At 37.9% G+C, this 24,669-nt stretch carries 25 protein-coding genes and 1 other RNA gene; 12 read left to right on the top strand and 14 right to left on the bottom strand.

What is annotated here, in order from left to right; all coding sequences use genetic code 11:
- Positions 1–313 precede the first annotated feature (313 nt).
- Entirely contained in the window at positions 314–883 is a 570-nt protein-coding gene (locus ACI3K6_RS00620; RefSeq protein WP_435553280.1) for an isoprenylcysteine carboxyl methyltransferase family protein, read from the bottom strand.
- On the bottom strand, positions 880–1,971 hold the full coding sequence (locus ACI3K6_RS00615; protein ID WP_435553279.1) for a type III polyketide synthase: 1,092 nt from the start codon (positions 1,969–1,971) through the stop codon (positions 880–882). Before ACI3K6_RS00615 ends, ACI3K6_RS00620 begins: the two co-directional genes overlap by 4 nt.
- Before the next feature lie 702 nt (positions 1,972–2,673).
- Between ACI3K6_RS00615 and ACI3K6_RS00610 the strand changes: the two genes are divergently transcribed.
- The 3 genes from ACI3K6_RS00610 to ACI3K6_RS00600 are packed head-to-tail and all read left to right on the top strand — an operon-like array spanning position 2,674 to position 4,976.
- Positions 2,674–2,823, top strand: coding sequence for a cytochrome c oxidase subunit 2A (locus ACI3K6_RS00610; RefSeq protein ID WP_335478228.1), 150 nt, complete (start codon positions 2,674–2,676; stop codon positions 2,821–2,823).
- Between the two features lie 21 nt (positions 2,824–2,844).
- Positions 2,845–3,321, top strand: a complete 477-nt coding sequence (locus ACI3K6_RS00605; RefSeq protein WP_335478226.1) for a cytochrome c oxidase subunit II — start codon at positions 2,845–2,847, stop codon at positions 3,319–3,321.
- Positions 3,321–4,976: a b(o/a)3-type cytochrome-c oxidase subunit 1 gene (locus ACI3K6_RS00600; RefSeq protein ID WP_335478224.1), complete on the top strand. Its 1,656-nt coding sequence runs from the start codon at positions 3,321–3,323 to the stop codon at positions 4,974–4,976. Before ACI3K6_RS00605 ends, ACI3K6_RS00600 begins: the two co-directional genes overlap by 1 nt.
- A gap of 18 nt (positions 4,977–4,994) precedes the next feature.
- Here the strand turns inward: ACI3K6_RS00600 and ACI3K6_RS00595 are convergent, their stop codons facing one another.
- Positions 4,995–5,888: a DMT family transporter gene (locus tag ACI3K6_RS00595; RefSeq protein WP_435553278.1), complete on the bottom strand. Its 894-nt coding sequence runs from the start codon at positions 5,886–5,888 to the stop codon at positions 4,995–4,997.
- 212 nt (positions 5,889–6,100) lie between these two features.
- Here ACI3K6_RS00595 and ACI3K6_RS00590 point away from each other — a divergent pair, with 212 nt between their 5' ends.
- The gene (locus tag ACI3K6_RS00590; protein WP_435553277.1) at positions 6,101–6,235 is read left to right on the top strand and encodes a hypothetical protein; all 135 of its coding nucleotides are present in this window, start codon (positions 6,101–6,103) and stop codon (positions 6,233–6,235) included.
- Between the two features lie 19 nt (positions 6,236–6,254).
- Here the strand turns inward: ACI3K6_RS00590 and ACI3K6_RS00585 are convergent, their stop codons facing one another.
- On the bottom strand, positions 6,255–8,618 hold the full coding sequence (locus ACI3K6_RS00585; protein ID WP_435553276.1) for a nitric-oxide reductase large subunit: 2,364 nt from the start codon (positions 8,616–8,618) through the stop codon (positions 6,255–6,257).
- Positions 8,619–8,834: 216 nt separating this feature from the next.
- On the opposite strand from ACI3K6_RS00585, the gene ACI3K6_RS00580 reads away from it, so the two are divergent.
- The 5 genes from ACI3K6_RS00580 to ACI3K6_RS00560 are packed head-to-tail and all read left to right on the top strand — an operon-like array spanning position 8,835 to position 11,586.
- Positions 8,835–9,527, top strand: a complete 693-nt coding sequence (locus ACI3K6_RS00580; RefSeq protein ID WP_435553275.1) for a Crp/Fnr family transcriptional regulator — start codon at positions 8,835–8,837, stop codon at positions 9,525–9,527.
- A 31-nt stretch (positions 9,528–9,558) separates the two neighbouring features.
- Positions 9,559–9,792, top strand: a complete 234-nt coding sequence (locus ACI3K6_RS00575; protein WP_335478214.1) for a DUF2249 domain-containing protein — start codon at positions 9,559–9,561, stop codon at positions 9,790–9,792.
- A 17-nt stretch (positions 9,793–9,809) separates the two neighbouring features.
- Positions 9,810–10,016 carry a DUF2249 domain-containing protein gene (locus ACI3K6_RS00570; protein ID WP_435553274.1) on the top strand — a complete coding sequence of 69 codons (207 nt, stop codon included), beginning with the start codon at positions 9,810–9,812 and terminating at the stop codon, positions 10,014–10,016.
- Between the two features lie 12 nt (positions 10,017–10,028).
- Positions 10,029–11,273, top strand: a complete 1,245-nt coding sequence (locus ACI3K6_RS00565; RefSeq protein ID WP_435553273.1) for a hypothetical protein — start codon at positions 10,029–10,031, stop codon at positions 11,271–11,273.
- 13 nt (positions 11,274–11,286) lie between these two features.
- On the top strand, positions 11,287–11,586 hold the full coding sequence (locus ACI3K6_RS00560; RefSeq protein ID WP_335478208.1) for a metal-sulfur cluster assembly factor: 300 nt from the start codon (positions 11,287–11,289) through the stop codon (positions 11,584–11,586).
- A gap of 44 nt (positions 11,587–11,630) precedes the next feature.
- Here ACI3K6_RS00560 and ACI3K6_RS00555 read toward each other — a convergent pair whose 3' ends face one another.
- From ACI3K6_RS00555 to ACI3K6_RS00520, 8 genes are all read right to left on the bottom strand, one after another.
- Entirely contained in the window at positions 11,631–13,556 is a 1,926-nt protein-coding gene (locus tag ACI3K6_RS00555) for an ATP-dependent DNA helicase (protein WP_435553272.1), read from the bottom strand.
- A 143-nt stretch (positions 13,557–13,699) separates the two neighbouring features.
- A complete protein-coding gene (locus tag ACI3K6_RS00550; protein WP_435553271.1) occupies positions 13,700–14,833 on the bottom strand; it encodes a THUMP domain-containing class I SAM-dependent RNA methyltransferase in 1,134 nt (377 codons plus the stop codon).
- A gap of 129 nt (positions 14,834–14,962) precedes the next feature.
- Positions 14,963–15,362, bottom strand: an RNA gene (rnpB, locus tag ACI3K6_RS00545) — RNase P RNA component class B.
- A gap of 81 nt (positions 15,363–15,443) precedes the next feature.
- Positions 15,444–15,746: a cell division regulator GpsB gene (gene gpsB, locus ACI3K6_RS00540; RefSeq protein ID WP_335478202.1), complete on the bottom strand. Its 303-nt coding sequence runs from the start codon at positions 15,744–15,746 to the stop codon at positions 15,444–15,446.
- 133 nt (positions 15,747–15,879) lie between these two features.
- Entirely contained in the window at positions 15,880–16,440 is a 561-nt protein-coding gene (locus ACI3K6_RS00535; RefSeq protein ID WP_435553846.1) for an SLOG family protein, read from the bottom strand.
- Positions 16,441–16,567: 127 nt separating this feature from the next.
- The gene (locus tag ACI3K6_RS00530) at positions 16,568–16,933 is read right to left on the bottom strand and encodes a CotD family spore coat protein (RefSeq protein WP_435553270.1); all 366 of its coding nucleotides are present in this window, start codon (positions 16,931–16,933) and stop codon (positions 16,568–16,570) included.
- Positions 16,934–17,277: 344 nt separating this feature from the next.
- Positions 17,278–18,546: a ribonuclease H-like domain-containing protein gene (locus ACI3K6_RS00525; protein WP_435553269.1), complete on the bottom strand. Its 1,269-nt coding sequence runs from the start codon at positions 18,544–18,546 to the stop codon at positions 17,278–17,280.
- Positions 18,537–20,840, bottom strand: coding sequence for a DEAD/DEAH box helicase (locus ACI3K6_RS00520; RefSeq protein WP_435553268.1), 2,304 nt, complete (start codon positions 20,838–20,840; stop codon positions 18,537–18,539). Before ACI3K6_RS00520 ends, ACI3K6_RS00525 begins: the two co-directional genes overlap by 10 nt.
- A 136-nt stretch (positions 20,841–20,976) precedes the next feature.
- On the opposite strand from ACI3K6_RS00520, the gene ACI3K6_RS00515 reads away from it, so the two are divergent.
- Positions 20,977–21,675: a Crp/Fnr family transcriptional regulator gene (locus ACI3K6_RS00515; RefSeq protein ID WP_335478190.1), complete on the top strand. Its 699-nt coding sequence runs from the start codon at positions 20,977–20,979 to the stop codon at positions 21,673–21,675.
- A gap of 42 nt (positions 21,676–21,717) precedes the next feature.
- On the opposite strand, the gene hcp is transcribed toward ACI3K6_RS00515, so the two are convergent.
- Entirely contained in the window at positions 21,718–23,004 is a 1,287-nt protein-coding gene (hcp, locus tag ACI3K6_RS00510; RefSeq protein WP_435553267.1) for a hydroxylamine reductase, read from the bottom strand.
- A 192-nt stretch (positions 23,005–23,196) separates the two neighbouring features.
- Between hcp and ACI3K6_RS00505 the strand changes: the two genes are divergently transcribed.
- Positions 23,197–23,679, top strand: a complete 483-nt coding sequence (locus tag ACI3K6_RS00505; RefSeq protein ID WP_335478186.1) for an Hsp20/alpha crystallin family protein — start codon at positions 23,197–23,199, stop codon at positions 23,677–23,679.
- A gap of 27 nt (positions 23,680–23,706) precedes the next feature.
- On the opposite strand, the gene ACI3K6_RS00500 is transcribed toward ACI3K6_RS00505, so the two are convergent.
- The gene (locus tag ACI3K6_RS00500) at positions 23,707–24,252 is read right to left on the bottom strand and encodes a YppG family protein (protein ID WP_435553266.1); all 546 of its coding nucleotides are present in this window, start codon (positions 24,250–24,252) and stop codon (positions 23,707–23,709) included.
- Between the two features lie 185 nt (positions 24,253–24,437).
- On the opposite strand from ACI3K6_RS00500, the gene yppF reads away from it, so the two are divergent.
- The gene (gene yppF / locus ACI3K6_RS00495; RefSeq protein WP_335478182.1) at positions 24,438–24,641 is read left to right on the top strand and encodes a YppF family protein; all 204 of its coding nucleotides are present in this window, start codon (positions 24,438–24,440) and stop codon (positions 24,639–24,641) included.
- Positions 24,642–24,669 lie beyond the last annotated feature (28 nt).

Here is a 24,669-nt window from a genome sequence, read left to right as displayed (position 1 = left end):
TTCTTTTATCCCCTTGGCAACTTGATAATATATTTATTTTATACGATAATTCGAACTTTTCCTATTATGTTACTTAAAAATAAAAAAAAAGCCGGGATTGCCCCGACCTAATCCATCTATTATTGAGTTACATTTTTTAAGACATGCTTCATGACAAACCCATACGTAAGGATGGTTCCAGCAACAAAAATATAAGCCATATGTAACACCTTCCTTGTTAGATTGATAACTGGCTTGAGAATGATTTTCATTAATGATTAGATTTTATCATGAGTGAGAACTATTTTCAATATTTCCAATCTATTTGTCAAAATTATTTAACAATCTTATGGAAAAATCGTTCACAATTGTTAAAGACTTGGTCATATTCTGTCAGCGTTATTAATGCTCTTTCCTCTTCAGGAATACGAATTCTTAGGACAATCATATTCAGAATAGTGAACAGACATGTTGTGATGTAGGCATTAAATAACAATGGAATCATCATTAATTCAAGCGTAACAACAACATAATTAGGATGTTTAATCCAACGATATGGTCCTTTTCTGACAATCTTAGCATTAGGTAGGACAATGATTTTTGTATTCCAATACCGGCCTAATGAAGCAATTGCCCAAATGCGTAAAACCTGTGTTAAAAAGAAAATCCCAATAATTTCTGGCCAGATCGTTGATAATCCATGATTGAACCAAACCTTTTCACTTAGAAAACTGCAAAAAAACAGTAGATGAATAAGAACTATCATTCGGTAATGACTTCCACCAAATTCAAGTGCGCCTTGCATTTTCATCCATTTTTCATTTCGTTTTGCAACCATTAACTCGCCTATCCGTTGAATAACAATAAATGCGAAAAAAAGGGTAAAAGGATAGACATCTTTCATTCTTCCCACCTCAGTAATAGCAATTCTGAACTGAAGCCTGGGCCTAGGGCCGTACAAAGTCCAAACTCCCCCGATTTCGTTTCCTGTCCCATAAATCGTCTGAGTACATATAAAATGGTGGATGAGGACATGTTCCCGAACTTTTGAAGCACTTCCTGAGAGATTCCAGTCATGGATTGAGGGATTTCAAGTGATTTTACGTAGGCATCCAAAACCTTTTTTCCACCAGGATGGGCAATAAAATAATTGATTTGGTCAAGGGATAGATTATTTTCTTCTAAGAAACCAGAGACATTCGGTTTTAACCATTGTTCAATGATGGTTGGGATATCCCGTGAAAAAATAACATAAAGTCCGTCGTTTTTAATATCCCATCCCATTACATCCAATGAGTCTGGCATTAGGGTAGATTGCGTATCAATAATAGCCGGGGATACTGTCCGTGAGCAATATTCTGCCATATTAGATTCATCCCCACAAATCAATGCACAGGAGATTCCATCAGCAAACAAGGAAGTACCAATCAAATTACTTTTTGATTGGTCATTCTGCTGAAAGGTTAGGCTGCAGAGTTCTACTGCCAGTACGATGACTTTCGCTTCAGGAAAAGCAAGACAATATTCATATGCTCTCGATAAACCCGAAGCACCACCGGCACAGCCCAGTCCCCATATGGGAATTCGCTTTGTATGGGCATGAAAAGGAAGGAGATTCATAATTCGCGCCTCTATGCTGGGAGTGGCTAATCCAGTTGTCGAAATAAAGAAAATGGCCTCAATCTCATGAATAGGAATGTCTTTCTTCAAGAACTCATTTTTGCTTAAACATTTAATAATAGCCTCTTTTCCAAACATAACGGCTGCCTCTATATATGCATCGTTTTTATCAGCAAATGAGTGTTTTTCGTAAAACCATTCCATCTTTTTAACAAAATGTCTTTTTTCAATCTGCCCATTTTGAAATGCTTTTAAAAGTCTTCCAATATCCTTAAAGGAATGTGCAAATAGCTCGCCTGCGAATGCTGAGGCTTGATCCTGTTTTATTTCATATGGAGGGACAACCTCCGCAATGGATATGATTTTCGGCATCTAAATCACCTTTTGTTTAATTTAAAGATATCATTTCCATATTATGTAATTATATTCAAATAGAATAAACGTTCCCCTTTATCTAATAAAAAAGCTTCCCCATGTGGAGAAGCAAACGTTTTGAAGGTTGTTGTTGTGCTCCTTCATTATATAGTAGTATGGCCTTTTGAGCATTAGATAAACTTTTCCAATTGATCGTTCACACAAAAAAGCGCCTGAACCAGGTAACTGTAGGACCTACTTCTCAGGCTGCTTCTGCACTTCAATGATAATTTTATTATTTACTATGAATCCGCAAATCTTGCAATTCTCCTTTTTATCATATAACAGTCTGCATTTTTCACAATAATACTTTTCCATCCTAACCACCACTTCCAAAGAAAATCATCTTCCCTTTTTTTTATTCTATTAGTACCTATACTGTTTTGTGACAGAACTGTGACAAATACAGTTTGTGAAATGATTATCAATTACTTTTATCACAGAGGTCCTGTGATAATTCACATTTCATTCACATTTCACCTCTGATATATGTGATATAAATCACTGTTGCATCAAGTTTTTATCATTAACATAGTAGATACATAAGGAATGAACAATTTGTGAACTTTGGATTTTCATATTTTTCTTCCACAATTGTTTTGTATTATGAAAGAGAACTTATTTAATTTATTTCCAAAGATCTGAAAGGAGTGTAAGGGGATGGCAAAAGCGGAGTTAAAAACAAAACAAAAAACAGAAGTAGAAGACAGTTCTTCATTAAAAGGGACCATGGCATCCGTTTTCTTTTTGGGACTTTTCATAATTGTTACTTGGTTAAGTGTCTACTTCCTATTTGTAGAACGTTTTTAATGATCGAAGGAGGAAATCATTATGCATATGCATAAGCTAGAAAAAATTTGGCTGACTTTCGGAATCAGCTGCCTAGTTATTTTCTTAACAGTAGTAGGGGTAAGTGCCTTCTATCTAGGTAATAAACCACCAAGTTGTTTAACAACGATAAATCCTGAAAAAGTTGATCAGACCAAACCATTTGATAAGCCCGGACTTCATAAGGTTGAGGGAAAAGAATGGGATTATGAATTAGTGTATGTTGCTCAAGCATTCTCTTATAATCCAGCACAAGTTAAGATCCCGCTCGGAGCTAAAGTAAAAGTGATCGCTACAACAAAGGACGTTATTCACGGTTTTGAAGTGGCTGGCACCAATATTAACATGATGCTGGAACCTGGCTATGTCAGTGAATATACAACAACATTTGACAAGGCAGGAGAATATTTAATCGTTTGTAACGAATACTGTGGTTCCGGCCACCATTTAATGTTCTCGAAGATTGAGGTGGTTAAATAATGCTAAAGACTACAACAAACGTAAAAGTTGACCCACGCGATGCGAAGCTTTCAATGGCACACTTCTTTGTTGCTTTCACAGCACTTGCACTCGGTGGTCTAATGGGCCTCCTGCAGACTCTTGTCCGCTCAGGCAAATATGAACTACCCGGCGGTATCGGCTATTATCAAATTTTAACCGTTCACGGGGTGATGATGGGCCTTGTCTTAACAACATTCTTTATTATGGGTTTCCAATATGCTGCTGTCAGCAGAACAGCCGGCACACATTCTCCTGCTGCCCGCCGCACAGGCTGGATCGGTTTCTGGTTAATGACCATCGGAACGGCTATGGCTGCAACAATGGTCCTGCTTAATAAAGCTTCTGTCCTTTATACGTTTTATGCACCACTGCAGGCTCACTGGATATTCTATCTAGGTATGACACTTGTTGTAGTTGGAAGCTGGGTTGACGGTGTTGCTCAAATCATGACCTATGCCAGATGGCGTAAGAACAATCCTGGTAAGCCAAGTCCGTTATTAAGCTTTATGGCGGTGATTAATACTGTACTTTGGATTGTAGCGACGCTTGGTGTTGCTGCGACGGTATTATTCCAATTACTCCCATGGTCACTCGGATTAGTAGACAGAGTGGATGTTTTAGTTAGCCGTACATTATTCTGGTATTTCGGTCACCCACTTGTATATTTCTGGTTGTTACCTGCTTACATGTGCTGGTATGCAATCATTCCAAAAATAATCGGTGGAAAAATTTTCTCAGATTCATTAGCACGTCTATCATTTATTTTATTCTTGCTTTTTTCTATACCGGTTGGTTTCCATCACCAATTAACAGAGCCGGGAATTGATCCTTCATGGAAGTTTTTCCAAGTTATCTTAACGTTTATGGTTGTAATTCCATCATTAATGACTGCCTTCTCTCTGTTCGCAACGTTTGAGAGATATGGTCGCTCTAAAGGGGCAACTGGGTTACTTGGCTGGTTCAAAGTTTTACCTTGGAATGATGCTCGTTTCACAGTTCCGTTTATCGGCATGGCATCGTTCATCCCAGCGGGAGCTGGCGGTATTATTAATGCATCAAACCAAATGGACCAAGTTGTTCATAACACTATCTGGATTACCGGACACTTCCATTTAACAGCAGCAACATCAGTTGTTTTAACATTCTTCGGAATCTCTTATTGGCTGGTTCCACATTTAACAGGACGCAAATTAACAAAAGCAATGAACAAATTAGGGATTATTCAAGCATGGGTTTGGTTTATCGGAATGTGTTTCATGTCCGGTGCTATGCATATTCAAGGTTTGCTTGGCGGCCCAAGACGGTCATCATTCTCAACTTACGGTGGCTCAAAGCAGGCGGCTGAATGGATTCCTTATCAAATCGCTCAAGCAGTTGGTGGAACAATCCTTTTCCTTGGGATTATCTTAATTCTAATTATTTTTATAAACCTCGCCTTCTTTGCTCCAAAAGGAGAAGAAGAATTTCCGGTTGGCGAAGCAGAATCTACTGAAACGTCTGCACCAATGGTATTTGAAAACTGGAAATTGTGGCTTGGTATTGCGGCTGCCCTAATCCTGTTTGCCTATACCATACCATTTATTGATATCATTCAAAATGCACCAGTGGGCTCAAAAGGCTTCAAGACTTGGTGATGAATAAAGGCATCAATCTCATTGGATTGATGCCTTTTGCTTTTTCGGCAGGTTAATGATAACAACAGAACCCAAGATTATACATGAACCGATTGCCTGAATAACCCCAAAGCTTTCCTTATATAAAAAGACACTTAATAAAGTGGCCACAACTGGCTCCATAGTGGCAATAATCGCCGCTTTACTACTCTCAATCTTTTCAAGACCCTTTGTATACAATAAAAAGGCAATAACAGTCGGAAAAAGTCCAAGTCCAAGCCCATAACCCAGTACTTCCACATTCCCTAATAATTCTGCTTTTCTCCATAATCCCGTTACAGGTATTAAGGAAAGTGCTGCAACCAAAAAGGTATAAAACGTCACCGTAAAAGAATGATATTTTACTAAGGCAAACTTACCAAAGATACTATAAAGGGCATAGCCAAAACCAGCTCCCAGCCCAATCAGGATTCCTGTTGTATGAATGGAACCAGCATCCCTTTGACTGACCCCTGCTATTAAAAAACAGCCTAGAATTGTACCCATCACTGAAATTATTTTAAGCAAATCCATTTTCTCTCCTAAAAAAACAAATGAGAAAACAGCTACAAATGCTGGTGCCGTATATAAAAGTATGACCGCCAGTGAAAGATTCATTTCATTAACAGAAAAAAAGAAACACCAATTAAATAAGACAATACTTAAAATGCCAGTTCCTATAAACAGCTTTATATCCTTGATATGAATCCTCATTTGCGGCCGATATTTTACTAAGCCAAAAAGGCCTAGTATTAACGCTGCAATCACCACTCTGATTGTTACGATTTCCATTGAGGAAAAACCGATGCTGTTTAATTTTCTTACAAAAATAGCAATTCCCCCCCATAGGGATGCACTGATTAAAATCATAAAAATGGGTATAATCCGTTTCAATTTTTTTCGTACCCTCCTTTTGCTTTCCCATTTTATCATATTTATATAAAATGTTCTGAAAAAAGCAAAAAAGGGCAACAGTGGATTGACTCATTCGTAAAATAAGTAATAGGCTAAAGGTTTTAATAGACCTTCTACAACTTAAATTTTAGTACATCTTGGCATCGCACTTCCAACATGGTTTTATGAATAAACGGCTTAGGAGGACAGACATGAAAGAATTAGTCGGCTCATGTAAGGACTGTGGAAAAGATGTATATTGTTTGGATGGATTCTTCAATGGGATTATTACGGAAGATAAAGAAATCTATTGTTTCGATTGCCATGAAAAAAATCCGCAAAGCTAAGCTTCGCGGATTTTTTATGTTACTCTTCATCAATAGATAGATCTCTAATTGGAAGTTTTTCTTCTTCCTTATGAGTTGGTTTTCTTAAATTAAAGAATGCTTTAATACAGAATAGCACTAAGATTAACACACCTATTAAGAAAATGGTGTCAGGCACTGCACGCCAGGTTAAGATAGTCTGAACCACATCCTGTTTCAAGAAAGATGAAGAACGGCTTGCGGCATAACCATGATCAAATGCTTCTTTCATTTGCATAATGCCGACTGGAAGCAAGGAGAAGAATACCATTCCAGCTAGACCTACGTTCAACATGATACAGCTGATTTTTATCCATTTATCATTCCAAGCTTCTGGCTTCACAATGTTTCGAAGCGTGTAAATAAGAACTGCACAAGCAAACATCCCATATACACCCATCATTGACCCGTGGCCATGTGTTGGAGTTAAGAATTGACCATGTTCAAAATATGATACTGCCGGCAAGTTAATTAAAAAGCCTAATACACCCGCACCAACTAAATTCCAGATGGCTACAGAAATTAAGAACCAGAATGTGCCTTTATAAGGGAAGTCTACACCCCCATCACGCATCATCTTATATTGTTCATAAGCTTCCAAGATCAATAGAGTTAATGGAATTACCTCGAGTGCTGAGAATACAGCGCCAAGCCCAATCCAAACTTCTGCTGAACCGTTATAGTAATAATGGTGGCCAATTCCGATTACACCACTGCCTAATAGCAGAATTAATTGGAAATATAATTGTCTAACCGTTGATTTTTTCGTCACTAAACCTAGTTGTACTAATAAGAATCCAATCACTACGACTGCAAATACTTCAAAAATACCTTCTACCCAAAGGTGGATAATCCACCAGCGCCAATAGTCAGCAAAGGTAAAGCTGGTATCAGGATTAATAAATAATGCAAAGATATAGAAAGCAGGTACCGCAATAGCAGAGTAGAATAGCAAGTGGATAAGTCCACCCTTATCTGTTTCTCTTTTAAGCCCTGCTTTTACACCACGGAACACAATGAAAAGCCAAATTAACATACCAACAATTAAGATTACCTGCCATACACGACCAAGTTCAATATATTCCCAACCGGAATGACCGAATAGGAACCATTCGTTTCCGAGTTTCCCATTGGCACCTAGCCATTCACCGACCATACTTCCGCCAACAAGAACTACCAATGCCCAGAATAAAATATCCACTAGTAAGCCTTGTTTCTTCGGCTCATATCCACCTACAAGTGGAGCCACATAAATCCCCATACCCAACCAAGAAGTAGCAATCCAGAAGATGGCAAGCTGTAGGTGATAGCCTTTTGTAATATTAAATGGTAGAATGTCATGAATCCATTTTATGCCAAAGAAGCTGTCCGGCTCGATATAATAGTGAGCTAGTAAAGCACCAAACATACATTGAACAAAGAACAAGATCGAAACAACTGTAAAATACTTACCTGTTTTGATTTGTGAACTAGTAACAGGAATTTTCCGTAAATCAATCCGTGGGAAATTCCCTTCTTTATATGCCTCAACCATGCCAAATTTATAACGATGGAAGAAATATAAAATAACCCCTAGCATTAGAATAAACAGAGTGATGCTTGCCCCGCTCCACCAAACTGCTGAAAATGACATTTTGTTTCCTGCATCTTCATAATAAGGCCAGTTATTTGTGTAAGTAATTTTATCACCTTCACGGACTGTACTTGAAAGCCATGCTGTCCAGAAGAAGAAATCAGAAATTTGTGTAATTTGATCACCTTTAGCGACATAGGCACGATGATCCTTTGGCATATCAGAGTCTTTTATCAAGTTAGCCTTTAATCCCCAGTCGTCGCCTTTAGTGAAAACTTGTTTATAGTAGGTTTGAACTTGTTTAAGTCCATAGCTTTGCGCATCCGTTAACTTTAAAGTCTCTTTACTGCTATCATAGCGATTCTTACGCATTTCTTTGATGACTTCAGCTTTTATCGAAGTTTGTTGACCATCATCTAGTTGGGCAAACCTCTTACTAAATTCCTGATTTGCCTTATAATCTTGCATTCCTTCAGTATATATCTTTAAAGACTCTGCCGTGTAGTCAGGGCCCATATATGAACCATGTCCCAACACCGTCCCATAATCCATTAGCCCATATTTTTGCCAAACCGCTTGGCCGCCCATTATGGTTGCTTTTGTAAACAAGACGTCCCCTTTTTCATTTGTGACTTCAAGAGGTCTTGGCGCTTGTTCCTTGAATATCCAATAGCCACCGCCCAATAATACGGTAAAGCTTAGTAGAATTGTAACAATTAAAATGGATTTTAAAAGGGCGTTTTTATTTTCCTTCACCACTTTTTTCGTGGGTTTTCCCCGTTCGATTTCCATACCAGAATCATCCTTTCGTTTTTGTTCACATTTGTATTGTAAATGTCAAAGGCCTAATACATAGTGAAGCACCTCATCTAAACCATGTGATATTCCTCACACCACTGAGAATTATTTTCAATCAACGTTTCATCTATGACGTAGGTCACATTTTTCCTGTGATATGACTGCTAAAATGAGAGTAATCAATATTTAATAACACGAAGGTGATGTTTAATGAAACAAGAGGATATTGAAAACAGATTATCAGAAGTTCCCTTATTTAAAGAGCTATCCAAGGAAGAACTTGCTCCAATCATAAAAATTGCGCAAACCCGATTCTATAAACATAAAATGTATGTCTTTATGCAGGACGATCCACTTGACCGAGTTTTCTTTATTCATAGTGGTAAAATCAAAATTTATAAAACGGATCTATCTGGTAAAGAACAGATTATCTCCGTTCTCGAACCAGGTGAAATGTTTCCACATGCTGGATTCTTCCGAAAGGGGAATTATCCTGCCCATGCCGAGGTGATGGAGGATGCAAATTTAATCGTAATCCCCATCGATAAATTCGAAGAAATTTTAATCACTTACCCGGAACTATGCATAAAGCTATTTAAGGTATTGGGCGAAAAAATTATCGACTTGCAAGGAAGATTAGAAGCCCAAGTTCTTCACAATACTTATGAGCAAATAGTTCTTCTACTAATCAGGCTTTGTAAAACTAATGCTGAAAAGGCTGGGGACCTATATAAGCTCTCCACACCATTTACCAATAGAGAATTGGCCAATATGATTGGTACAACCAGAGAAACAGTCAGCCGGACTATTAATCATTTAAAAAAGAAACAATATCTGCTCCAAGCAGAAGACGGGAATTTTATGATTGACCGTAACGCTTTACAACAAGAATTATTTTTATAACCAAATCAATACTAAAAAGGTGGAGAAAATGATGGAATCAAAAGTTATTGAGTTAGATGTGCGTGAGGATTTAAAAAATAAATTGGAACCATTTCAAAAAATCATGGAAGCTATTAAAGATTTAAATAAAGACGACACCTTTATACTCCATGCACCATTTAAGCCTGTCCCGCTATTTGCCGTTATGAAAGCAAAAGGATTTATGCATGATGAAGAAGAAATCGACAAAAAACATTGGAAGGTAACATTTACGAAGAAAAACTAGTGAAGGAGTGGTAATTTATGATCTTAGATAATCGCGGCTTAGAACCTCCACAGCCGATGATGCGGACCTTGGCTGCATTAGAAACACTAAGTGAAGGTGAAACCTTAACCATTATAAATGATCGGCGCCCCATGTTCCTTTATGAACAATTAGAGGAATTAGGCTATAAACAAAAAACTGAACAACAATCAGACGGAAGTTATAAAATAGAAATTTTCCGTTAAGAAGGTGATCTCATGGTATCGCAAAATTTAGGAAGCGAAACAAATATTAAGCTGCCTTTTTCCTTTATCTTATTTAGCTTAGTGGCTCTCATTACTTCACAGATTATATTATTAGTGAATGGACAATTAATGTCCGATGGCATTTTCCGTATCCCGGCCATTTGGTCTGCGGCACATCTCCTCATATTAGGATGGGCCTTAATGGTGGCAATGGGTGCGATGTATCAACTGGTGCCAGTAGCGTTTTTAACAAATATTTGGAATGAAAAATTTGGATTTTTTCAGTTTGGTGTTACAGCTGTAGGAATAACCTCGTTTGCGGCAACCCTTTACTGGTCACCACAAAATGCAGTCATTCCTGGGATCCTTACTTTAGTAGGCATTTTAATGTTCCTTTTCCAAATGCTGATGACATTAAGACTGCAAACCAAACCAAACATCCTGACCGCATTTGTCGGAACCGCATTTGTATGTTTATTGCTCACCATTTCACTAGGTATTACGTTAATCTATTGTTTAAAAACTGGTCACGGTTCACAATACTATCAAGCATTCTTTAAAAGCCATTTACTATTGGGACTTGCAGGTTGGTTTACACTGCTTATTTTCGGATTCTCTTATAAAATGGCCCCTATGTTTGCCCTTGCCCATGGTTTCCCCATGGTTCAAGCAAGATTTGTTTATAGCATTTATGTTGCCGGACTGATCTTAACAGCTATTTCGTTTTTCAATGAAAACAACTGGCTATTAAAAGTAGGATTTTTTCTTTTACTTGTTGGTTTTTCAACCTTTAGCTGGCATATAAGCATTATTGTAAAAAAACGGCTAAAGAAGAAGCTGGATAAACCTTTTTCGTTTGCATTAGTTGCCATTTTGTTTGGAAATATCGTCCACTTCGCTGCTCTACTTTTATTATTTAGCAGCCATTTCTCTGAAAATATCGCACCATTAGTTTATTCTTACATCTTACTGTGGATTATCCTGAGTATTATTGGCTATTTATATAAGATTGTCCCTTTTCTTTGGTGGACCCATAAATACAGTAAGGAAATCGGCAAAAACAGGGTGCCAACATTAAAGGAAATGATGAATGAAAAACTGGTCCCACCTGTTTTTTCAATCTTCATTGTCGCTGTGATCATTGTTTTCATTGCCTTATTATTGAAAATACCGATGCTATTTAATGTGGGTCAATTTATCCTATCAATCGTATTAATCATTATTGCCTTTAGTATCTTTAGAGTCTTAAAAAAATAACGAGGTGTTTATCATGAATTTAAAAGAACAGGTTCTTGAATCACTAAAAAGTGTTTATGATCCAGAATTAAGTATTAATGTAGTTGATTTGGGATTAATTTATCATGTTGAAATAACAGAAGAAAATGATGTTACGGTGACAATGACTTTAACGACACCAGGCTGTCCGCTTCATAATAGTATTACGAACGGTGTCCGTTATTGTGTTGAGGGTATTGAGGAAGTAAGAAATGTAGAGGTAAATCTAGTCTGGGAGCCTGCTTGGTCTCCTGAGAAAATGACTCCGGATGGAATGAGATTATTAGGACGTTAATAAGAAAAGCGGATGATTCCTTAATGGGAACCTTCCGCTTTTTTTTAGACTTCTTTTGCTACGGTTGGCAATACTTGTTTTACTGATTGAATCACTTCCGGCTTGACTGTATCGTCAATTAATATATGAACGGTGCCATGGTCCTGTTCACTTCGAATTAACCTGCCTACACCTTGGCGAAGACGTAACAGCATATATGGTAAATCAACCTCCTCAAACGGATCTTTAAGGCCGGTTCTTTTTGCTGTAAATACCGGGTCATGCGGTGGGAATGGCAGAGAAAAAATGATAACATTTTCAAGGGAACGGCCTGGAATGTCCAACCCTTCCCACAAATGAATGGAACACAGGACCGAATGTTCATTATTTTGAAATTTGGAGACAAGAGTACTAATTTCTTCTTCCCCTTCAAAATAGACAGGAAACTCAAATTTCCCTTTTAGCCCTTCCTTCAGCTTTGCCATTTCACCTTCATTATTTAAAAGGACAATGGCTCGACCTTCTGTATGACTGATCTTATCAATACAATAAGCGATTTTTTCATCCATTTGCCCTTTTTGATATTTCTTTAGGAAAATACCCATTTTTTCTTCATAATCAAAAGGAGACTCAACAGAAAAACTTAAAAATTCATCAATTCCTAAGCTGGAAGAGATGTAATCAAATGATTTTTGATTAGATAAAGTCGCTGAGGAAAAAATATATGGCTTTTGTTGTGAAAATACTTCCTCTCTCATGACATCCTCAACCATCTTAGGCATGATGACCAATGTTCGTTCCCCGTGTTTTTCTTCAAACCAAGAGATCCCGTTTAATTCCTGTAGAAATAATGTTAATGAATATGTCATCCGCTCCAAATATTCTTCGACAATTTTCAAATCATACTCGTTAATGACAAATAACTCACTTTCAAATACCAATTCTTCTTCTAATGTCTGTAATAATGTTAGCAATTGGCGGCCGTGCTTCAAAACAATAGGGTGCTTTTTGATCGTCCATTTATCCGAATCATCGCTGCGCAAAGAAAATTGGGAAATTACATCAAAAAAAGCTTCGTTTTCCACTAAGATATTTTCAATAGTATATAGGGTTGTTTCCCTTACATCATTTTCCATTAATCTTGTTAGAAGGGTTTCCAATGTATAATCAGTAAATCGGTAGCTAAGTGCTTTTTGTGCTGCATATTCCAATAAATGCCCTTCATCAAAGACTACAGATGAATGTTCTGGAAGCAACGGCAACTGTCCTTCCCGTTTGCGGGCTTCCTTTGTCCAAACATGCTCCATATAAAAATCATGGGAGCAGATAATTAAATCTGTAGATTTACGGTAAAATTCGCGATTTAGCGTTAAACCACAGCGGTGGCGTTTATCACATGCAAAACAATCCTGAAGCTGGTCCCAGTTAATCCTATTCCAAACTTCATCAGATAATTCAGGATAATCACGGCGATCCCCATATTTGGCAAAGTTCTGCATCGATTCATTGGTGTGAACGAAATCTGGAAGTTGCTCATAAATAGAGCCAATAGAATCTGCCATATCTGTCAATCTTGCTTGGTCTAGTTTCTTTAAACATAAATATTGTTCCTGAGATTTTGCCAGGCGCACATCAATATCCAATGCTAACAATTGCTCCAATTTAGCAATATCGCCTTCTTTTTTTACTAATTGTTCGATTAAGGTCTCATCAGCGCAGGCAATAATTGCAGGTCGATTCGTGTATCTGGCATACATAATTGAGTACAGTAAATAAACAATAGTTTTCCCAGTTCCGACCCCTGCTTCCGCAAACATGATTTTCTTTTCTTTATAGGCCTTTTCTAGTTGAAAAGCCATAAAGATTTGTTCGTCACGAAGTTCAAATCCTGCTTCTGGTAAAATGTCGTAGAATAAATCGCCAATCCATTCTCCTAGCTTATCATAAAAATTTTCTGTTTTTGAAACGGTAAATGGCATATGTTTTTGCATAAAATCCCTCCAAAAAGAAAAGCGTCCAAAAGACGCTGTACTAGATAATAGTTATATTACCGTCACTTTCAAACATGGCAGTTTATTTGCGCTCCAATCAACAGGTGTCAAAATCAATTTTATCCTTAAACAGAGCCTATAAGTTAAACACGTGGCGGTCTTTTTCCCCAATATTGATAAAGGTCAGTTCGGATAAAGCCGTTGAATAGTTTGCGTTTCTTTGTGGCTGGTTTTCCGTAAAATTGTTCAAACTCTTCATTGGAAGTGAGGATATAGATCGACCATGTATCAAGCTTATCAAATGCTTGGCCCATTTCCTTATACATTCGTTCAACCTCTTGCTTTTCACCCAGTCTTTCTCCATAAGGCGGATTACCGATGATGACTCCATAGTCCCTTTTTACAGTAAGATCCTGAACGCGCATTTGTTTAAATTGGATCATGTCACCAAAACCCGCTTCAAAGGAGTTTTCCTCAGCCATTTTCACCATTCGGTGATCAATATCTGAACCGACAATGTCCAGTGGCTGATCGTACTTGGCCAAATCTTCAGCCTCTGTGCGAACTTCCTCCCATACCTTAGCCGGAATCCAATCCCACTTTTCTGATACAAACTCTCTATTGAACCCTGGAGCAATATTTTGTCCTATTAAAGCAGCTTCAATCGGTATAGTGCCGGAACCGCAAAAAGGATCAATAAACGGTTTGTCAGGATGCCAATTAGTTAACATGACAAGAGCAGCAGCCATTGTCTCCTTTAATGGAGCTACACCTTGGGCAGCCCGATAGCCTCTTTTATGTAAACCGATGCCACTGGCATCAATGGTAATGGTAGCAACATCTTTTAATAAGGCTACTTCAATACGGTATAATGCCCCGTTTTCATCAAACCATTGTTTTTTGTAATGCTTTTTTAAACGCTCAACAACCGCTTTTTTCACAATTGCCTGGCAGTCAGAAATACTAAACAGCTTTGACTTATGTGACTTTCCAACCACAGGGAACTCAGCATTTTCAGGCAAATATTGTTCCCACGGTAGTGCCTTTGTTTTTTCAAATAATTCGTCAAAGGTAAACGCCTTGAATTCTCCAACAATGATTTTTATTCTATCTGCAGTACGCAGCCATAGGTTGCTTTTGGCAATGGCGGTTTCATCCCCGAAAAAAATCACCTTGCCATTTTCAACTTGACAATCATAACCAAGATCTCGAACTTCTTTTGCCACTAAGGCCTCTAACCCCATTGCTGCTGTCGCAATAATTTTGTATGTACTCATCTTTTCACCCTTATCAACTACACCTTTTTACTATCCATTATGTTCTAAAAGAATGCGTTAAATTCATAAACAAAAAGCCCTCCTTATGGAGAGCCGTTTCATTTCCACAATACTTTCCCATTAATAACGTTCTATAAGCCATGTTCTGTACCTGAGTACTGCATGCGACCTATAAGGTCTCGTACTTAGGTGGCAATCATCTATCTACAGATTATTAAAAATCTGTCCTTCTCCTCGTTCATTTCCTAAGAGAAAGTGCCCCTACCATAATTTGGGTTTCTCGCTCGTGGGGTTTACCCGTTCCACCCTTTCCATTTCTGGAAAGGTTACGTCACTGTGGCACTTTTATAGGTATTCATACCATATCCAAACGGACTTAGGTATTTTCCCGGCCGTCAGTCGAATTTTAACTCCGACTGCCTCAGCTTATGATTTCGCTGAGCACGAACACTACGGACATCTCAGTCCGTGCGAGCATGGACTTTCCTCTGCAATTCGCCAAAGCTCCTTACAGCGATTACCCGAACGTTATTAACAAAGACAATTCTTATTATATGTATATCTTGATGAAAATACAATGGTTTTCAATAGGATAATATGGTTTATTCTGTTAATCGTAAAGTTTATCACCGAATACGTGCTTTTCAAGGTTTGATAATCGTTTCAATATATCGAAATTGGTGGTTCCAGCAGGTTGAGCAACTGATTGTCTCTTCGATACCTCTTCCAGTTGCTTGCGAAGGCGCAGGTTTTCCTGTTGAAGGTCCTCCAATTCCTGATGGAAGGTTCCGTAATCCTTGATAATTAAGTCTAGAAATTTATCGACATCCTCCTGTTTATAACCACGTACACCTGTTTTAAATTCTTTTTCCAAAATATCCTTTGCTGTTAATTTCACTTTGTCTGACAGCATTCCAAATCACCTCAAGTTTAGCCAATCATTACCTATTATTTTTTCAAAAATGTGGCTGTTTGTCAATTTTATTTCGTAAGCAAATACTGCTCCAGGTACATTATATTTATTAGTTATAAAAATCTTTCCTGATTTAATAAAAGTCTGATTGTTTTAATTGTTCTTCTTCCACAATCATTTGCAGGTCATAAAACGTAATTAATTCAAGATAAAATGGATTATTTTTTTGATATTGTTGGGCTAATTCATATAAATACATAGGGCTGCCTTCCTTTTCTTGATCATAAAGCAGCAATAACCCATTACTTTTTTCAATAAAAAATTGGTTTTTCAAGCGAAATTGCCATGGTTTTTCATAGCCTTTTTTTGTGACGGAGTCAATGAAGTCTGCTTGCATAAGAACGGATTCATACCATTCCTTATTTGTGTCACTCCAGCTTGCTTCTTGTTCTAAAAATGGAGTAATAACAGCTAGTTTTAATTCTGGGAACTCAGTTTGAAGTTCAAAAACGACCTCTGCCGCCCAAAGCTCGACACCTAATTGGCCGCTGATCAGAACCCATTCTAAACCTGCCTCCACCAGAGGTTGCAGCGATTTCTTTATTGCCCCTTTAATAAAGATAGACGCCGGATCATCCTTTTTAAAAATTCCCAATTCATAGGATTTATAACCAGATATTGTTAGAACTTTAATAAAGGTCACACTCCTTTATTAACTCATTTAGCTAATGATCAACTCTTTTTCTTAACAGCATACCATACATGCCGATAATAAATAAAAACAAGGGCATAAAGCCCCTGTTTAGTGACATAAACTAATTTTAAGGTCTTCTTCTCATAAACGGACCTGGTCCAAAACCAGGGGCTCCCATTCCAGGGGCCGGCATTCCATAACCTGCTGCTCCAAAGCCTGGTGCAGCGTTTGGTACTGCATTCGGCAATGCATTAGACATCGGCATCGCTGCTTGAGGGGCACACGGATTACAGCAGTTGATCTGCTGATTACATACCTCCTCAGCGCATGAAGCAGTTTGAGGACAGTAGTGTTTATGCTGATACAAATGATGATTGATTGTTGTTGTATGAATTGGATGAATGTGCGGAACCACAGTAGTTGAAAAAGTATGGTTCACAAAATTTGTTGTTGGATGAATGACCGGAGGTGTAACATTAGCTCCAAGAAACATATTAAGTTCTCCTTCCTTTCGGTTATTTTCTATTTACATTAACAGCCTATGAGGAAAGGAGTATTCTTGTACTAATGAAATGACCTATTTTTGCCGATTAGGACAAACTCGATTTATAAAAATGTATAAAAACTGTCTCTTAAGCTTGAAAAGATGAAGGCAGTCAAACATACCACGACGAAAAATAAAACTAAAATTGCCTTATACATAATACCAGCTCCATAAAGATTTTAAACTTATTTTTTACTCAACACAATTTAAAATTGTACCTCTTTATTTGGAGCAAGACAATATGGAATTGGTAGTTTTATAGCAATTAATTATGAAATTTTTGTTACATTTTTTTAATGTAACTCGTTCAATAGTTTCTTCTCTAAACGCTTGAGCCTTTTTTGAAATTGCTCAGGTGACTGGTCACCAGAAATTTTAGGGATTTGGACTATTTTTAATAGGTCAATAGCTTTATAGCAATAATCAATGGCTAGCTCAATATTTTTAATCCGGTGCTCATGAATCTTCGCAAGCTCTAAATAGGATTCAAGAAGCATCTTCTCATCAGAATCTGAAGTCGTAATCTCTTCAAATAATTTCCTGGCCGTTTGCCAGTTATTCTCTTTTTTATATTGGTAAGCTAATGTTAGCTTTGCTTTGCAAGATGTCAAATCATGATGATCCATGAGATTTGTAAGGACTTCTTTGGCTTTCTGCTTTTCTCCCAAGGCATCAAACCAACGTCCAACCTCATATGATTCCATTCTCGTTTGGGCCTGGTCAACCCCACAAAGTTGAAAAGTTAAGTGAGTGTATAGGGTAACCAGTGAGAGGATATCGATTTCATTGTGTTTCATTACACCCAAAATTCCTTCAGGATTTTTATTTTCAATAAAATCGTAATAAATCATCGGTGCAAGATAGCCTGGAATATCATCGGTTCTTTCAATCCCAAGAACTTCTTTTTCCACAATAGATAGCTTTAAACGCTCTAATTTGTGCTTCCAAAGCCTTCTGGCAGCATGAAATAAATCAAAATGGCCAAATGCCGGTAATTTAGGAACATGATCTCTTACAAGTGTGTGTCTTGTTTGGACCTGTGGCCAATCAAAGGCTTTCCCATTATAAGTAACAAGCGTTTTGTAATTGACCTTTTCCAGAAAGCTCTGATATAAAGGTATTTCTGCCCCTGGGTTTGGCAGTAAGTGCTGCCTAAGTAAAAGATGATCCCCCTGTACACTGGCATATCCCAACAGAAAGATGGTATTGCCCACTCCTCCGCCAAGCCCTGTTGTTTCAGTATCAAAAAAGAATAAATCCGCCCCGTTAAACCCCTGTGCTGATAGCGGATGTTTGATATGAGTTTCATTCCACAGGTTAATTGCCTTTAAAAAATCAGCAAATTGATAATGACCGTGCTTATGGGAAAGAGGGAATCTCACCTCACGAATGAAACAATAGGTCCCATCAAAAAAAAACGGTGAAACTTGTTCATTTTGCCATCTTTCTAGAAAAGGTATTTCCACTTTTCCTTCCCTATTGGGTGATACTTCTGTTTTTCCAACCCCTTCACCGAGTGAAAGATGGGGTTTTAGGCGATTTAGTTTATTTTTCAAAGACATTGCGATACATCCTTCTCCGTTTCAGTTGACGATAATAAAGCTTCAAGTATTCTCACGGCATCTCTTTTCGCTGTCTCATTTATAGCCTCGGTTCCAATACAGGAAGGGCACCCCGATTCACACTGGCATTGGGCAACCATATTTTTGGTCTCGGATACTATGTCCTGAAGTCCTGTATAAATCTTTTCACTTAAGCCAATGCCTCCAGGATATCGATCATAGAAGAAAATCGTTGGCTTTTCATTATGATCCGCCTTAACCTGTGGGATAACATGTATATCTTGCGGATCTGACATCACGAATAAAGGTGCTATATGGTTAAGAGCATGTGCTGCTCCAATAAGACCTTGTTCCATTCTCTCTTGCTCCCATTCAGCAAGATTGCGATTTAATGAGATCCAAGCCGCATTCGTATGAAGCTCCTCCTCAGGGAGATGGATGGGGCCTGACCCAATGTTTTCATGGGTTTCAAATTTAATTTTTTTAAAAATCGTCGCCATGGCTCTGACACTGACATCCCCATAACCTATTTCTGCTTCAGACTTGCTTGTTAATCTATCTACTTCTAACACTTTTAATTGAACAGCAAGATTGGCATCGGTAAAATAATCTACAGCCACTTCCCGAACAAAGGCCTTTTTCTCCTCCCAATCCAGCTTTTCTACCTGGAATTGTATACCTTGATGAAGATAGATTGCTTCATCATGCAAAAGGGTCATAGCTGAAAAACGATCCATTTCTCCAATGACCTTAACGTTGGCAACATTGGTTTGATCTACAATGATGACATTTTCTTGAGAGGCGGAGCGCAAACTGATGTTATGTGCAGGAAAGGAATCATTCATCCAATACCATTTATCACCATTACGATATAGAACGCGTTCTTCCGTTAAATACTCTAAAAGTTCCTCTGTTTCCACTGTTCCAAATTTATCACCGGCTTTAAAAGGAAGCTCATAGGCCGCACATTTCATATGATCAATTAAAATAATCAGGTTATCAGGATTAATTCGAGCCGTTTCAGGGCTTTTATTAAAAAAGTATTCTGGGTTTTGAATGATATATTGATCCAACGGGCTTGAACTGGCGACCATGATCACCAACGCCTCTCCATGCCTTCTCCCTGCTCTTCCGGCTTGCTGCCAGGCACTAGAGATAGTCCCGGGATAACCGGTCATGATACATACCTGAAGTTGGCCAATATCCACCCCCAACTCCAAAGCATTGGTACTGACCACACCGTAAATATCACCTGAACGTAAACCTTTTTCAATCTTTCTCCGTTCAGTAGGTAGATATCCGCCGCGATACCCCATAATTGACTTTTCACCCAATTGACTTTTCACTAATTCCTGTAGATATGTCAGAATGATTTCCACTCTGACTCTACTTCTGGCAAACACAATGGTTTGAATTTTATTTTTCAATAATTCCCCGGCAATTTTACGCACCTCAAGTGTAGCGCTTTTTCTAATATTTAACGGTTTATTGACAATGGGGGGATTATAAAAGAGAAAATGCTTGATCCCACTTGGAGCTCCATTATTATCGATGAGCTTCATCTTTTCTTCTGTTAAATTTTTAGCCAGTTCTAATGGGTTTGCGATTGTAGCCGAAGTACAAATAAATACAGGATTGCTACCATAATAGTTGCAAATTCGTTTTAGTCTTCTGATGACATTGGCTACATGGCTGCCAAACACGCCACGATATGTGTGTAGTTCATCAATAACGACAAATTTAAGATTTTCAAATAGTGACACCCATTTTGTATGATGCGGAAGAATTCCGGAATGAAGCATATCAGGATTCGTAATGACAACATGGCCTGCTTTTCTTACCCGTTGCCGAATATTTGCTGGAGTATCGCCATCATAAGTATAACTGTTTATTTCGACACCAGCAGATTGGATGATTTCATTGATTTCACTTTTTTGGTCCTGGGCAAGAGCTTTTGTCGGAAACATATATAATGCTCTAGCATTAGAATTTAGCAAAATCGTCTGAAGAACTGGCAAATTGTAGCATAATGTTTTCCCTGAAGCAGTAGGGGTAACCGCCACAATACTTTGTCCTGACATAATTTGCTCATAGGATGAGTGTTGATGAGTATAAAGCTGATCAATCCCCCTTTGTTTTAACGCGTCTCTTAAGGCTGGATGTAAATTTGCCGGCAGGGGTACAGTCTTTGCCTCTTTTTCCGGAATAGTTCTCCAAGTAACAATATTTTCTTTAAATTGTTCATTAATTTTTAATTCTTGTATAAGATCATGTAGATTCTTTCTCCATTGCATACCGTTCACCTCATATCTATATTTTAGCGAATAAGCGTTCGGAACAAAAGGAAAATTCATTTATTTAATAGGATAACTATTTGGTAATTTTTTTGTTACAATGAGAATAATTGATTCTTTAATTGAAGGTGATGACATGAAGATAGAGGAAATTAAAAATGTTCTATCAGAGTTTACTCTTTTTCGGAATTTAAATGATATAGAGCTTTCGAAGATAACGGATATTGCAATTGTTAGGGAATGGAAGAAGCAAAGCCATGTGTTTCTCCAAGGAGATCCTTTAGAAAATGTTTATTTTATTTATAATGGGAAGGTTAAAATCTATAAGAGTGATGTAAACGGCAAAGAACAAATCGTGGCAATAGCCAAGAAAGGCGATATGTTTCCCCATGTTGGTTTTTTCCGCAAAGGCGATTATCCAGCCTATGCTGAAGTCCTTGAGCCATCCACATTAATCGCTATTCCCATTTCCAGATTTGAACATGTTCTGATTGAAAATCCAGAACTATGCATCAAGGTGTTCAGGGTTCTGGGAGAGAAAATTGTTGACTTACAAAATCGTCTAGAAGAACAAATCCTTAATAATACCTATGAACAAATTATCAAGCTCCTTATTCGCCTGGGCCAAAAACATGGGACAGAGCAAGAAGACGGTACCATTCTATTAAAAGCGGAATTCACGAATAAAGACTTGGCCAATATGATTGGGACGACTAGAGAGACCATTAGCAGGACTTTGACAAAAATGAAAAAAGAAGAATTAATAGAAGTAGATGATGAAGGAAACATGATTTTAGATATAGAAATTTTAATGGAAGAAATTAATTTGATATAAAGGAAATACCGCAGCTCAATTGCTGCGGTATTTTTGTATTTATTATTTAAGCATATCAGCCATATCTTCTTGGGCTGTGCCAATTAATTTTAAATTAAACGTTTCTTGTAGGACATTTAATACGCCTTCAGAAATGAATTCGGGTGGTTTTGGTCCGATTCTGATATCTTGAATTCCGAGACTGAATAGTCCCAATAAAATCGCTACTGCCTTTTGCTCAAACCAGGAAAGAACGATACTTACCGGTAGTTCGTTTACTTCACATCCAAAAGCATCTGCCAATGCTGCAGCAATTTTTACAGTCGAAACAGAGTTATTGCATTGGCCCAAATCAATATAACGAGGAATATTGGTTCCAGGCACCGTACCGTAGTCCACATCATTAAAACGGAATTTCCCGCAGGATGTTGTTAAGATCACTGCTTCAGGCGGGAGGGATGTTGCAAGCTCACGATAATAGTCCCCGCCTTGTCCAGGTGCATCACAGCCGGCAATGACGAAGAACCGTTTAATTTTTCCAGTCTTGACTGCATCGATTACTTCTGGTGCAAGGCCAAGTACGGTTTCATGGTGGAAACCGGTGAGTAACGTTTCGTCTGATTCGATTGCAGCTTCAGGAAGCTGCAGCGCTCTATTAATTAACGGAGTAAAATCGTCGTTGATAATTTTTTCGACACCTTCTAGACCAGCAACTTCATAGGAGAACATCCGGTCTGCATATGTACCTTTAATTGGCATTACACAGTTTGTCGTCGCTAAAATCGCCCCTGGAAACTTTTCAAATAAGCGACGTTGATCATACCAAGCTTTTCCGATATTCCCTTTTAAATGGGAGTATTTTTTTAATGCCGGATAACCATGAGCAGGCAACATTTCAGAGTGAGTGTAGATATTAATTCCTTTGTCTTCAGTTTGTTTAAGCAGTTCTTCAAGTGCGAACAGGTTATGTCCGGTTACAACAATACTTTTGCCTTCTATCTTGTTTTGAGTAACTGTGATTGGTTGCGGAATACCCAAACGTTCAGTATGCGCCTTATCAAGCAATTCCATAACCCTAACAGCGGCTTGCCCCACCTGCATGGCCATATTAATATGTTCCTGCACATTAAAATTCGAATTGGTTAATGTCATATATAATGCTTCATGAGTTGTTGCATCTACGAAGGAATCTGTGTATCCCAGCTGATTGGCATGTGTCCGATAAGCAGCAATCCCTTTTAATCCAAACACAATGGTATCCTGCAAACTTGCGATTGTTTCATCTTTTCCGCATACACCAACTACTTTACATCCTCCTGAAGGAGTTTGCTCACATTGATAACAAAACATTTTTTTCCCTCGCTCTCATTTAATTACAGTTTAAGAATACAAATCCTGTCACACTTTTTGTGTGATTTAGATCACACAAATAGAAATTGACATAAATCGTTCAAAAAATTATTACCAATTTATGACTAAACACCTACTCATACTATTTTGCATATGATATCGTGAAAAATTTTGAAAGTGAGGGCTTTTAGGATGGCATCGAATTTTCCCGTTGATAAAAATAACTCAAAAAAACCGATTCCTGATCCCTTTGGCGAATTGGTTAAATCCATGAACAACTTTTTTTCAGAAAAGCCCATTAAGGGTTTTTTACAATCAATTGATGATCTTTTCAAAACACCTTTTCCGTTTGAAGGAGGTTTTGTTGCTGAGACAGTGGAATCAGGAAATGAATATATCGTCACAGCAGAACTTCCTGGTGTAAAAAGAGAACAAATCCATCTTAATATCACCGGTAATTACTTAACCATTTCAGTAGAAAACAAAGAACTAGAGACAGCCGAGGATCAAAACCGGCAATTTTATAGCCGCAGATTTGTCCAGCAGCGCTCTTCCCGTACGATCTCCCTTCCGCAAGCCATCAACGAAAAGAAGATCAAAGCCTCATATCGTGATGGATTACTTCAAATTCGGATTCCTCGGGAACAAGGCAAAATTATTGAGATTGATGAATAAAAAAGACGGCGGATTCGCCGTCTTCTTTTATGCTTTAAAGATTCCTCCAAAACCCTTTATTAAACTTCCAACTTGGGTCACTGCATTGACCATTTGCCCTGCAGTGTTAACCATTTTATTAAAGTCTACCGACCCATCCTGTGATTTAAATGAGTTCATGAATGACTGCATACCACCTGGCTGTTTTGGAATAACATTATTTTTAGGGTACGGATTCATGATCGGGTAACCATTCATCGGCATATAAGGTTGTTGAATCATCTCTTCTTTTGGTTGTAGTGGATTATGGAACAAAAATTGCGAATCCTTCTGGTAATGTGATTGATTAAAATTTGGAACATGTTGAGTAGGGAATCCGGGTTGGGCTCCTTGAAGTTGAAAACTTTGCTGAAGATAGGAACTTTGCTGCTGATATGGCTGCCACCCATAATTTTGGGGTGCTAATGGATATGGAAAGGGTTGTTGAGTCCGGAAGTACATAGGGTTCATTTGCTGACTATATGGAACGTTTTGCATCATTTGCCCGGGATTCCCAAATTGATTATTCCTATATTGCTTCACTCTTTCAAACATGGGCAAACACTCCTCCGCATTTATCACTATTACAAACTATGTGGGCAAACAGGGAGAGGTGACTCATATAAATATGAAACTTCCTGTCAAAATGCCGAGAATTTTGTCTGAAGTTTTAATTTTATAAAAACAAGAAATTGTTTTATTTCGTGTTACTATAAAAAAAAATGGAGGGGGAGCAAAACATGAACATTGGCGATTTAAAAACCAGATTCATTCAAAGTCGTGATTACAGTACAGATGATGTTAATACACTAATGGATTTTGCCAAAAAAGCCTATATTCAAAATGAAATAAATATTAAAGAATATAGTCATCTCGTCCGTGAACTCGAAGAACTAGGTGCAGTCATGCCGGATCATATTGAAAACTCCCTCATTGAGAATTAAAAAAATGAAGAGATGCATTGCTGCATCT

The sequence above is a fragment of the Neobacillus solisequens genome (assembly GCF_051233465.1).
Classification (GTDB): Bacteria; Bacillota; Bacilli; order Bacillales; family Cytobacillaceae; genus Neobacillus.
Note: the sequence above shows the minus strand (reverse complement) of the source record. Positions and strands in the feature narration are given on the sequence as shown.